Raw genomic sequence first — 12,234 nt, 5'->3', positions numbered from 1 at the left:
TTGTTTCACTATTTTTGCGCAAGCGATGTTTTACCATTAACCCAGTTATGAGATTTAACAGGCCCTAAGTTTGTTGACGTTGCAGGCACGAAAAAGATTATGAACAAAGCTAAAACCGCTGCACTCTATTCTGCGTTTATTTTTCCTGGTGCTGGGCAGGTGTGGTTAAAGTGCTGGCTTACCGGTGTACCTTTTATTCTGGGCACTGTGTGGGCTATTTATCTGCTTTTGGATGTGGTTTTTAGTATTGCGTTTAAAGTCGTTGATCAAATTCAATCGGGTCAGGTTTCGCTTAACCCATTAAGTATTCGCGAAGCTATTTCCTACGAGATCGCGCACACAAGTGGTCTGCTTACCAGTATGCCGATGATCATTCTGGTCGGATTGTGGTTACTTAGCATCGCAGATGCTTATCGCGTTGGACGCACAAAGGATAAACAATCCGCCGAATAAACCCGGTTTCCCCACCGAAATTCGAGTTTCGCTGTCGGTATTCGTATGGCACGTAACTTGATACTCCTCTCTTTGTAAAATCAACTTTCGAAATCAATTAGCGTGAATTCTGCTGCAAAAACAGTCAGTTAAATTTTCCGTGTCTACGGATCATCCAGCAGGGCGGGCCAAAGTGGACACAAGGGGAAGGGGTTTTGTCTCACAACACACAAACTTGTGATATTGCGATTGTGGGTGGCGGGCTCAGCGGCCTCTACCTGGCGCACTGTCTTACGGAGCAACGCGGAGAGAAATGGGCGGCGACTAATTTGCGGCTGTTTGAGGCCGGTCCTCGGCTAGGTGGGCGAATTCTCAGCCTGGAACTTGAGGACGATTACGGGTTGGATCTTGGCCCGAGTTGGGTTTGGCCAGAAGATCAGCCGTTGATATACAGCTTGGTTCGGAGCCTGGGTTTGTCGCTGTTGCCCCAATGGCAGGAGGGGAATGCGATATACCAGCTTTCAGGGGATCTACCTGCGCAGACCTATCGCGACCAGCGGGGTTATGCAGGGGCTTACCGCATTGCTGGCGGAACGGGGCGAATTATCGAAGGTCTTCAGCAAACGCTGCCTATCAGCTTGTGTACCCGACACCGATTGGTAAGCCTAGAGGACGCTGGCGATAGGGTAGAACTTATTTTCAATAACACCCTTACGGGAGTGACGCATGTGGTTTGGGCGCGGCAGGTGGTGTTGGCGATGCCTCCCCGCATTGTGGCGAGTCGCATCCAGTTTTTTCCGGCTCTGCCGCAAAAACTTTTCGATACGCTGTTGAAAACCCCAACCTGGATGGCCGGTCAAGCGAAAATGGCGGTGAGCTACGAGCAGGCATTCTGGCGTCAGGACGGCTGGTCCGGTACGGCTATGGCGAATTTCGCTGGGGTCGCGATTGCAGAAGTTTTCGATGCGTGTGGCCCTGACGCCGCGCCTGCCGCGCTGGGTGGTTTTATTGGTGCACCACCCGGTGCACGTCAGCAGGATACTGGCGCCTTGCGTGAGAAAATAATGCAGCAGCTGGTCAGCTATTTCGGAGAACTGGCGGCAAGCCCGCAACGCTTACACTTATATGACTGGTACGGTAACGAAGATATCGCCCATCCGCTGGATGCCCAGCCGCTTTATTCGCATCCGCGTTACGGCCATCCCTGGCTGAGCCTGGATCACTGGAATGATAAGTTGTTGTTGTGCGGAACTGAAACAGCCCGTGAGTCAGGTGGGTATATGGAAGGCGCGTTGAACTCGGCTAAACGGGTTTGCGCGCAGCTGAGCGTCTCTTTGGAGTCTGTGAGGAGTCGTTGATCGCGATTGAGCGAGACTTGAACTGTAGGACACAAGCGTTCACCCGCCATTAAAACACGATTGATTTGGAGATGAAGAATGGACGATTCAGCTGCGGCTAACCCGGAGGAACTGGCGTCACTGTTACAACAGAAACTCCCACAAATGCATCGTCACTATATTCGGCAGGTCAATATAAGCTTGGCAAAGCAGGACGATCAGGGGATGTTTGGCCGTGCGAGTGTTGCGGTGGTAAGAGATGCCCTGGCTACCATCAGTCCATTACTTTCGCAAACGCATGTCCAGACAGCGGAGGTGACTCTCAAGCGCTGGATAGATGAGTTTTTACAGCACGCCCTCCAACATAATAGGAGCTCCTGCGCGATCTCGAATTTTCCGCAGGAACATTCGCCTTCGCAAGTTTATTTAAACGCGGTCTCGACAGAGTGTACGGATCTCTGTCGGGCCTGGCTCAATGATTGAGGAAAGTCGTTATGGCCTGTGTTCAATTAATAGTTGGTACGGTGGGCGGTACTGCCTGGAAAACAGCGCAGGCGGCAGCCGTTATTCTTAACCAACTCGGGCACAGTGCGCGGGTAAACGAAGAATCTCAACCCAAGGACTTGCTCAACCCTGAAGAAATGCTGCTCATATGCACATCGACAACTGGTAATGGTGAGTTGCCGCCGAATATTCGCGCACTCTATTCCGTGTTAGACGACGAAGCTGTACAGCTCACTGGCCGGCGTTACGGTGTTATTGCGCTGGGCGACACTGGTTACCCTAGGTTTGCGCACGCGGCATTTCTGTTGGAGGACGCGCTCTATCGGTGTGGAGCAACGCGCGTGGGCGAGATTTTACGCCTGGATGCCCAAGTCGATGATCGTCCCCATGTAACCGCTGCACACTGGGTGAAAGACTGGATTAACAGTTAGTATCTGCCGATTCTTAGCGAGTACGTCTCTGTACTCGCGTATTCTGAATATGAGCCTGCCGCAATGCTTAATCGGATAACTTGTCGATTTTGTCGGTAGTCAAATCCAGTTTGAAGTGATTATCAGGGGCGCCCTGCTGAAAGCCGGATAATACCGCCAGAACATTCTTTAAACGTTGCTGCAATGGCGTTGGTGATGCTTGCGCGCGATAGGCTTTGAGCAGGAGCTGGTAATCCGCCAGATTTTGTGACGATATATCTGCTAATGCCAGGCTCCCTGCGTTGCGTAACCGATAAAAATCTTCCGCAAGGTTTTGTCCACGCCATTCGCGCAAGTTATGATTTTTCCCAGTGTTTTTCTTTAGCCATTGTTGGCACTGCGTTTGTGCTGATGCCCACTGTGGATCTGATTTGGCAAAACCATATGACGCGGTGGATTTTTCGTTCGCCTGCCAGAACGCTAGCGTGAGAAGCTCCTCGCCAGTAAAAGTGCGCAAGGTTTCCCGCAGATCCGCCGGCCATTCCCCTGGGAGAAAACGCAAGCGAACCAGTTCTCGCAAATGCCACTCGGTAAACTCCCGGTAGGTTTGTGCAGCGAGTATCGCTTCGTTCCAAATAGGAGCGTTTAAAGTACCAGAAGGCCTGGTTTCCAGTGCTTTATGCTCTGTACGGTAGTGTTCGAACAATTCGCGAAAGCGGGGTACCTGATCTACGACGACCGTTTCCACTTCCACACTTTTTTGTCCGCGGAGTGTTACCAGCTTGAATGCGGGCACATAAGCCGCAAGGCTAGGCGCTTGAATATTCACAAGGGTGTTTCCGGCGGAGGATGTGATGATGCCGGTATCGTTCATATGCATGTGACCGCCAATATGAATTTTGAGACCGAGATCGGCAAGCCAGTCACTGGTGGTTATTTCCGGTTTGCGGGCAAGTTGAAAATTGGTATTCCCGAAGATGTCGGCAATAGTATTTGATTGGCCGTCGTAAAATTCAACCATCGGGAAATGGCTGAACGCAATAAGCGTTTTTCCTCGCTTATTGGCTTCGCCAACAACCGCTTTAATCCATTTTTCAAGGTAGGGTTTGTGTTTGCGAACGGCATTGTAGCCCGCGTTACCCGAGCCAGAGAAAACCCATTTGCCGGTAGGGTCGATGCGCGCTTGTGGCAAATATACATTGGCGTCGATAGCTAATAGCCAGAGCCCTTCAACCGGCTCGACCAGATAGCTTGCGTCCAGCATTTTTTCGCAGAGCACCTGTTTGTCTGCTGTAATTCGCTGGCAGATATCGACACGTCTTTTACTCAGGCGTGCCGCGGATAGCGCACGGGTGAAGGTATAGTCTTCTGGTGTGTAAGATGCGAAAGGGGTGGTCCAGAAAAGATTTTTTTTACTGGGCGTAAAACCAAAGTTGGCCATTTCCCGCAGAATATTCTCGTACCCCCATTGACGAATATCGGGCGTGCAAACGAGCGACTTTCCTGTTGTGGAATGCGTGTTGTTTTGCTTGCTTTGGCAGCGTTCTGAGTCCGGACTGTAGATCGCGATGGGGGTGCCATCCGCTGCCATAAAATCAGGCTTGCCGCCCGGTGTATCGAACGGTCGCACCGGATCGTGGTTGCCCGGCGTGGCAAAAAATTGGAGGCCATAGGTGCTGTGGTAGTAACTCAACAATTTAGTCAGACCGCGAATATGAACCGGCTGACCATCGTCACTAAAGTCCCCCGGCAGAGCGATATAGGTTATCTTACGTTTAACGATTTCATCGAGCGCGGCGATCAGCACAAAGTAATTTTCGTTAAACAAGCGAGTCGAGGTAAGCTGCGCTTGCATGGTTCTTATCAGGGCCGGATGGCCCATTGGGCCCGTTGGAATACCTTTAAACGCGCTGCCTTCCAGTTCACCATACACATCGTGAAAATGAATATCTGGCATAAATGCGATCTGCACACCATCCAACGGATTTGCGTGAACTGGCGTTGTTAGCGCAAGACACACCAAGCTGGTACAGGCGGCGGTGTTAATGTTTCGAATGGCTGAACGTGCACTGCTTGCGCAGATAAAAAGACGTTGTAATGTGTGGTATCTCAGCTGTGCTTGCAGCCGTTGGAGAGAGTCAAGTGTGGCATTAAACATGGATGCTCCAAATAAAAATCCCGCCTGGAGCCAGATAATTTTGATCGACGGCTCGCGGCGGGATGTTTAGGGCCAACAGGCCCTAATTAACCTGCTTAGAAGTTGGCGCGCACGCCCAGGGATATACGTCGGCCCGAGACTTCGTACATGGTCGGGAATTTCGGATCCATGGTGTAGCCTTTGGTCACTTCGTCTGTCAGGTTGATCACTTCCAAGTTTACTTTAACGTTATCGAGCACGCGGTATCCCATAGATAGATCCATTTGTCCATAGGCGTCGCGGTATACCGGGTACATGTCGCGCTCGATGGTCTCTACGTACTTATCTTTATAGTTGTAAGAAATTCGCGCATCGAAAGTGTCGTTTTCGTAGTAGAACGTCATATTGTAGGTATTCTCTGCCAATCCGACTGGCGCAGTTGGAATATCCAGATCCGATTCACCGGTAAGTGAGTTGTCCAGCATCGTATAGTTGGCGTTGATCCCGAAGCCTTCCATCGATGGGTGGATCAACGAGAGTGGAAATTGCGCAACTAATTCCAGTCCGGTTACATCGTATGAGCCGTCCGCATTAACCTTCTGATAAATCTCAAAATCGTATACACCGTCAAGTGTGCCGTTGTCGTTGTACTTGGTTACGTCTGGCTCAATACCAGTTAGTGCTTCACGCACAACACCTTCGATTTCTTTACTGAAATACGAAATCGCGAACACACCACCGTCGTCGATATAGTGTTCTACACCGAGTTCCCACTGGTCTGCGTAAGTCGGTTGTAGATCAGGGTTGCCATCACGGTATTTGAAATCGTTGACACTGACGGTGCGTTTGTAGGCAATGTCCCCCAGCGCTGGTCGCATCAAGGTTTTTGACGCGGCAGCGCGGAACAAGGTTGATGGGGTGATTTCAAGTACATAGTTCATGCTGGGGAGAAGGTCGGAGTAACTGCCTTCTTTTGACACCGGGGATGAGGTATACCCTGTGGAACCATCAGCATTTTGTACCTGGTGATACCCGGAAGACAGCACCTCGGTATCTATGAAACGCGCACCTAAATTTAAAGTGGATGGCAGACCTGCGACGGTGAAATCAAGATTAGTCATCGCGTAAAGTGCAACAGTCTCTTCATCAACTTTGTAGTACTGGTCTGGTTCGTAGTCCACGTGGAATCCGTCGTAGCGGAAGAAATCACGCGCGTAGCCGTTGGAAATTTGCGACCAGGTGGGACTGTAAGAAAGCTCTGGCAGGAAGTCGCCGCCAGGAACCAAATCGTCAATTGGTGTGAGTTCGCTGTCCTTTAGAGTGCGTACACCGCTCCAGCTGCTGTCACCTTCAGATGGCCCTTTAACCTGGTTTGTGCCCTGGTTGCGTTCTTTGGCTTTATCGGTATAGCGCACACCGAACTGAATATCGGAAAGCGCGGGGAAGTTACCCAGATCGAATTCGCGGCGGAAATCCAACTGCGCAGCATATTTATCGTCTTTAATTTCTTCCAATACAACTTCATAGAAATCGAACAGATACGCATCTGGCGAGTTGTACATGTCGATGGTGCCTTCCTGTTCGCTGGGGACGGTTTCACCACCTTGGGAGGTATAGCGTGTGCGGGAAGGCGCATAAGCTGTATGTTTGAGGTTGGTGCGATCAGACAATTTTTCAGCGCCGGAATAACCCACTAAACCGGTGATATCAAACCCCCATTTTTGCCAATCGAGGTTCACACTATATTGGCTGTAGTCCGTCTCGTTGACGTTTTCTTTGCTCAGGAATTCGTGCTGGGTATAGGCGTATGAGGTATCGGTTAATACAGTGATGCCGTAGCGGGAAAGCGTGTCACTGTCATAGTCGTGAATCCGGTAAAGAGTGCTGGGGCTGGAGGCGGCATACGCTGCTGCGTCGTACTCGTCTTCGGTGGCATCGTAGCTGCCCACCAGCAGATCAAACCCCAGTGTGAAGGTATCGCTGGGTTTGTATTGTAATGCGGCCGTTGCTCCCCACTTATCCTGATCATTTAAATAAGCTCGGTTGCCGACTTTATCCATAAATACGACGCGGCTGGTTTCGTCAGCATCGAAGCGGTCATTAATCACAATGCCGGTATCTCGCTCAAGTACGGCGGCAGCCTGATCCGATTGAGCTTGTTTGGAATCCGAACCTTGTTTTTCCAGCCAGCGGGACAGCGGGCGGAAATTAACACCGGAGTTGCTGTCGGTGCGGTTGGTCCGCTTGGCGCTGGAGAAGGATACCAGTCCACCCCAATTGCCAAAAGTATCGCTGGCAAGAAATGCAATATTCGGGTCGATCTCTTCGGAGATGGAATTGTGAGCGGCTTCTGCGGATACAATTAATTTGCGACCATCATAATCGAACGGTCGTGCTGTAGTGATCTTTACAGAGCCGGCGATACCGCCTTCTTCATCGGCGGCGGTGGGGGATTTTTGCACGTTCACAGCTTGAATAATTTCAGATGCAAAAACGTCGAATTCTACATCGCGGCCGCCGCTGCCAGAGGCTGTTGCCAGGTTGTTGATAGACACATGGGTAAATTCAGTAGGTAAGCTTCGCACGTTAACTTTGGTGCCCAAACCCTTGTTGCGTTCGATGGTTACACCGGGCATTCGCTGCAGTGCTTCTGCGAGGTTCTGTTCGGGAAAATCGGCGATATCGGATGCGACCACGGCGTCGGAGAAGCCGATATTGGAGCGCTTCAACTGCTCAGCTTGTTTGAGACTGCGAGCATAGCTGCCGGTAACAACAACTTCTTCCAGCTGTGCTGATGTGGTTTCTTCCGCACTGACGGCTGAGCCACTGAAAGCCGCAGCGATCATAGCGATAAAAGCGGGTAATTTTTTTTGCTGAAACTTCACGTTTTCTTCCTCGTTCGGCGGTAACTCACTTACCGCTATGGTCAGAATCCGGCTACTACTGAAAACAGCGCGCAGGCCTGTGTCGGCCAGCAATTTGTCGATGGCTTCCACTAACGTAAAGCGACCGACAACGGCATTTGTTTGTATTCCCTTAACCCTCGCGGATGGAAACAGCACTTGTATTTCAGCTTGTTGGGCGAGCTCAAAAAGACTTCGCTCTGCCGGTTTTTGATGTATTTCAAATGTCATTAATTGTGCTTCGCGCGCTTCTGCCAGGCAGGCTTCACTCGTTCCGAGCAAGCCCAAAATACTTAACACGAGCGCAGCGACATTAAAGCTAGCGATGCGTAAACACGGCGAAGTCTTGGGGGGCCTTCGCGGTGCGTTTACGCATCGCCCAATAAGACAAATGAGGAAGATAAATCTGCCAATTAAGTTTTTATTACAATTTAAATTCACCGCTATGAATAAAAAAAATGCGGAACAAAGTTCCGCAGCTGGTTTGAATAAACAACGACAAACCTGGAAGGAGGATGAGTTCATTTTTTAGACAGCAGAATACGGTTGCCCTGGTGTTCTGCGCTGAGGTTAAAGCTGAGCTCCAGCACTTCTAGCATGGCATCTACTTCCCCGGCTTTAAAATACCCGCCAACAGGCAGCTCTGCGAGTGCAGGGTCTTCGATAATGATGTGGGTGTCCGTGTAGCGAGATATTTCTCGTACAGCTTCTGCCAGGGGAGTGGAATCGAAAGCAAGCATTCCCTGTTGCCATGAAAGCTGACGGTCTATCTCTTGCTGGCTCGGGTTGGTATGGTGTTGAGTTGTGTTGCCAAAGCGCAATTTTTCGCCGGCTGAAACGGCAACAATCTGCTGCGCGCTACGGTCGGGCAGCTCGGTTCGCGTGCTAGGTTTATCGTCATATCGAACTGGCTCAAGCACACTGCTTGCGGCGTCCACCTTAACCTTGCCTTCCGTCACGACCAGATCAATGCCAGACGACTGAACGCGAACATTAAAGGCGGTGCCGACTGCCGTGATTGAGCCGCGGTTGGTATAGACCACAAACGGGCGCTTTGGATCTTTAGCTACCTCAAAATTAGCTTCGCCTTCCTGTAAATGGATAGCGCGCTCGTGTGCCGAGAAATCTACGACAACATTCGAGCGTGTGTTGAGTTTTATGCGCGAGCCATCGGGTAGCAGGTATTGCTCTATTTCACCGGTTGCCGTTTGGTATTCGGCGTGGATGTCGGGCACATTCGCCGTGCGCAAATGGAAAGTGAATAACGCAATGGCAAGAAGCACAGCCGCCGCGGCCGACCACACTATCGGCATTTGTTTTTGTGATGGGCGCGCTGCCTGCTGGGTAACGGCTTCGCTCTCGCTAGTGAGGCCATCCAGCTCCTGCCAGACATCCGCCAAAGCTAAAAAACTGCGGCGGTGGGCCTGACTTTGTGCGAGCCAGCGCTCCAACTCATCGCGTTCGCTCGCGCTGAGTGGCTTTTGATCAATCTTGATCACCCACGCTGCCGCTTCCTGCTCAATGTGTTCGCGGCTTTTAAAGTGTCGAATCTGATTCATAACATGTATCTGGGTGATTGGCTGCCTGCGAGTTGCTCGAAGGTGCTTTGCGGGGCACGCGATGCATATCTCCGTGGCCTTGTTTGCGCAGGTGCTTGCTACAGGCGATAAGCCCGCGTGCCAAGTGAGTGTCAACTGTACTCAAGGATATTTTTAGGGCTGCTGCAATGTCGCTGTTGCTGCGACCTTCTATCTTTTTCATGATAAATACGCGTCGACATTGTGCCGGCAGCGCGTTTACCGCCTGGCAAAAATGTTCGTAACGCTGCTGCTGTTCGATTACGTCATCAAGACTGACACTCTGCATCAGATTCTCTTCCTGTGCGAGCGTGAGCGATTCGCCCTGGCGTTGATGAGCGTAGGCGCGCTGGTTGAGCGATAGATTGCGGGCGACTTTGTACACAAAGGCGCGCGGATGGCGAATATTTTCAGCACCGTATTCGCGTTCGACTAAGCGCAAGTAAAGATCTTGTATGACATCTTCAACGTCCTGTTCGCTGGTGAAAAAAGAACTGACGTAATGGCGAATGGCTTTCATATTTTCGATAAATACGCCACTCATGGTTACTGCAGTCTGTTTTCCGCCCGCTGCGTGATATTCCTGCTCCGATACCGACATGAGGAAAACTCCGAGGCGAAGTGTGCCGGCCACAGTGGCGTCGCACCTGGCGAGCCGGGCACTGTGGCGTCGTTTAATGATTTTCTACAATTCGACGACAATACCCAGCTTAGATTGCAGATTTGTGACTAATTTAAGGCCTTGTCTTTACGCAAGCGTTCCTGCATCAATTCGATGAACGCGCGCACCTTGTGAGAGGAGAGCCGGTCTTCTCTGTGGACAATATGGATAGGCAGTGGCTGTGAACAAAATGGATCCAGAATACATTTGAGCCGTCCATCGGCCAGATAGTCCGCAACCTGGTAGGAAATAACCCGAGTGATACCCAACCCGGCCGCAGCGGCATCTATCGCAGCCTGGTTTGTGGTGACCTGCAGCCGCGGGGTGATCCGCAAGGATAGATTCTTACCCTCGCAGCGAAAATGCCAGTTTTGGGTGAAGTTGTTGGAATTGGAGCTGATCAGCGTGTGGTTTTTCAGGTCGTCTGGAGTTTGCGGAATGCCTTCTGCTTTTAGGTAAGCAGGTGAAGCGACGAGAATGAGATTGACATTGCCCACGTGGCGCGCACGCATGCTGGAGTCGGCGAGCTCGCCAATGCGGATTCCCACATCGAACCCTTCTTCTAACAAGTTAACAACCCTGTCGAGAAAGACTGCGTCGACCGATGTATGACGGTAGCGCTTTAAATACTCAACCACTCCGGGAAGCACGTACTTTTGCCCGAACAGCACAGGTGCGGTAATGCTCAAACGGCCCCGCGGCTCGCTGTTAACCCCCTGAGCTGACTCGTTGGCGAGCTCTACCTCGCGCAGGATGCGGTGCGCATCGTCGTAGTAGTGCACCCCTGCATCTGTTGGGCGCACATGCCGGGTCGTCCGGTGCAGCAGCTTCACACCCAGTCTGGATTCCAGCGTTGCTATTGCCCGCGTAACTGCGGGAGGGGAGAGCCGCAGCTGGCGGCTTGCTGCGGCAAACCCTTGTTCGTCCACAACAGCCACAAATACTTGCATGAGATGTAGTTGGTCCATAGCCGGTCGATTATTCCAGTTAGCGTAATAGTCTATTGTGCAAAATGGATATTCTTTAATCAAGCGATACGGTAGATACTTTCTCTCACTTGAGGAGCACTGCTCCACAACAACGACCAACATCGTCAAAGGAGAAAATCATGAGTCGTATCAACGTAGTTAAAAACGACACCGCCAACGTTGAACAGGCGGCGTTATTTGAAGCAATTAATTCAAAATTGGGTGTGGTTCCCAATGTAATGCGCGTTATCGCAAATTCACCATCGGCACTGCGTGCCTTTCTGGGGCTGCACGCGATTGCGGAAGAGGGCGAACTCGAGCCAAAAACCCGCGAGCGCATTGCGCTGGGCGTGGCAGAGCAAAATGCCTGTGAATATTGCGTTTCCGCGCACACCGCCATCGGCCGCAAAGTGGGCCTTTCCAGTGCAGAAATTGAAGCCAACCGAGCAGGTGGCAGCCAGGATGCGAAAGCAGCTGAGGCTGTAAAGTTTGCCCGTTCGGTAGCGAAAAATACCGGCGAAGTCACCACCGCGGAGCTTATGGCTATCCGCGAAGCTGGCTTTAGCGATGCAGAAATAATCGAAATCATCACGCACGTAGCGCTGAACCTGTTTACCAACATGATTGGTAAAACCAGCCGAGTGGAAATTGATTTCCCAAAAGTTCAACTCCTGGGTGCAGCGTAATTTTTTCGCATCCAATGGAATTGTTTTATCTCTACTAAACCTCTCAAACAAAAGGACCTCTGTTATGAAATATTCAACGTTTGTTCGCGCACTCGCAGTTAGCGGAGCGCTATTGCTTAGTTCGGTAAGCTTTGCATCGGCGGTAAACACTGGTGTAAATGATGTTGCTATTCACGGTTACGATCCTGTTGCCTACTTCACTAAAGACAAAGCAGTAAAAGGCAAAGAAAAATTTACTGCGATTTATAACGGAGCGATATATCGCTTCGCCAGTGAAGAAAATCGAGACCTGTTTAAAGCGAATACCGATAAGTATGCTCCGCAATTTGGCGGCTACTGCGCGATGGGTGTTGCGCTGGACAAAAAACTCGACGTAGACCCGGATGCATTTTACATCGCCGATGGCAAACTCTATCTCAACCTGAACAAAACCGTACAGCAAAAGTGGCTGGAAGACGTGCCTGGACATTTAAAAACGGCATCCCGCAAATGGTCCGGTATTCAGGATTTATCAGTGGCAGATGCAAACGCTGAAGAAGAGTAATTACTACTGACGCGTAAATGGATTGCTATCCGTAATTTGAGCGATCTCTGCGGGGCAAATAAGCAAACTCCGCAG

The 12,234-nt window shown here is 50.9% G+C and carries 11 protein-coding genes; 6 read left to right on the top strand and 5 right to left on the bottom strand.

All coding sequences use genetic code 11. The features are described from left to right. The first annotated feature begins 99 nt into the window (after nt 1–99). From TERTU_RS15650 to TERTU_RS15635, 4 genes are all read left to right on the top strand, one after another. Nucleotides 100–453 (top strand): DUF5683 domain-containing protein, encoded by a 354-nt coding sequence (locus TERTU_RS15650; RefSeq protein WP_015818475.1) that lies wholly within the window; start codon nt 100–102, stop codon nt 451–453. Nucleotides 454–647: 194 nt separating this feature from the next. Further along, nucleotides 648–1,790 carry a flavin monoamine oxidase family protein gene (locus tag TERTU_RS15645; protein WP_015816850.1) on the top strand — a complete coding sequence of 381 codons (1,143 nt, stop codon included), beginning with the start codon at nt 648–650 and terminating at the stop codon, nt 1,788–1,790. A gap of 78 nt (nt 1,791–1,868) precedes the next feature. Beyond that, nucleotides 1,869–2,252: a hypothetical protein gene (locus tag TERTU_RS15640; RefSeq protein WP_015820980.1), complete on the top strand. Its 384-nt coding sequence runs from the start codon at nt 1,869–1,871 to the stop codon at nt 2,250–2,252. Between the two features lie 11 nt (nt 2,253–2,263). Beyond that, a complete protein-coding gene (locus tag TERTU_RS15635; protein WP_015820294.1) occupies nt 2,264–2,704 on the top strand; it encodes a flavodoxin domain-containing protein in 441 nt (146 codons plus the stop codon). Nucleotides 2,705–2,771: 67 nt separating this feature from the next. Here the strand turns inward: TERTU_RS15635 and TERTU_RS15630 are convergent, their stop codons facing one another. From TERTU_RS15630 to TERTU_RS15605, 5 genes are all read right to left on the bottom strand, one after another. Further along, nucleotides 2,772–4,841: a metallophosphoesterase family protein gene (locus TERTU_RS15630; RefSeq protein ID WP_015819996.1), complete on the bottom strand. Its 2,070-nt coding sequence runs from the start codon at nt 4,839–4,841 to the stop codon at nt 2,772–2,774. 95 nt (nt 4,842–4,936) lie between these two features. Next, nucleotides 4,937–8,023, bottom strand: coding sequence for a TonB-dependent receptor (locus TERTU_RS15625; protein ID WP_015819134.1), 3,087 nt, complete (start codon nt 8,021–8,023; stop codon nt 4,937–4,939). A gap of 221 nt (nt 8,024–8,244) precedes the next feature. Further along, complete coding sequence (locus TERTU_RS15615) at nt 8,245–9,282, bottom strand: FecR family protein (RefSeq protein ID WP_015818014.1); 1,038 nt, start codon at nt 9,280–9,282, stop codon at nt 8,245–8,247. Next, nucleotides 9,260–9,901, bottom strand: a complete 642-nt coding sequence (locus tag TERTU_RS15610; protein WP_015816925.1) for an RNA polymerase sigma factor — start codon at nt 9,899–9,901, stop codon at nt 9,260–9,262. Before TERTU_RS15610 ends, TERTU_RS15615 begins: the two co-directional genes overlap by 23 nt. Nucleotides 9,902–10,029: 128 nt before the next feature. Further along, a complete protein-coding gene (locus TERTU_RS15605) occupies nt 10,030–10,911 on the bottom strand; it encodes a LysR substrate-binding domain-containing protein (RefSeq protein ID WP_041590274.1) in 882 nt (293 codons plus the stop codon). 158 nt (nt 10,912–11,069) lie between these two features. Between TERTU_RS15605 and TERTU_RS15600 the strand changes: the two genes are divergently transcribed. Further along, complete coding sequence (locus TERTU_RS15600; RefSeq protein ID WP_015817309.1) at nt 11,070–11,615, top strand: carboxymuconolactone decarboxylase family protein; 546 nt, start codon at nt 11,070–11,072, stop codon at nt 11,613–11,615. A gap of 64 nt (nt 11,616–11,679) precedes the next feature. Further along, nucleotides 11,680–12,159 (top strand): YHS domain-containing (seleno)protein, encoded by a 480-nt coding sequence (locus tag TERTU_RS15595; RefSeq protein ID WP_015819683.1) that lies wholly within the window; start codon nt 11,680–11,682, stop codon nt 12,157–12,159. The last annotated feature ends 75 nt before the right edge of the window (nt 12,160–12,234 follow it).

This window comes from Teredinibacter turnerae T7901, from assembly GCF_000023025.1.
GTDB lineage: Bacteria > Pseudomonadota > Gammaproteobacteria > Pseudomonadales > Cellvibrionaceae > Teredinibacter > Teredinibacter turnerae_B.
The sequence above is the reverse complement of the archived record's forward strand: the minus strand, read 5'-3'. Positions and strand labels throughout refer to the sequence as shown.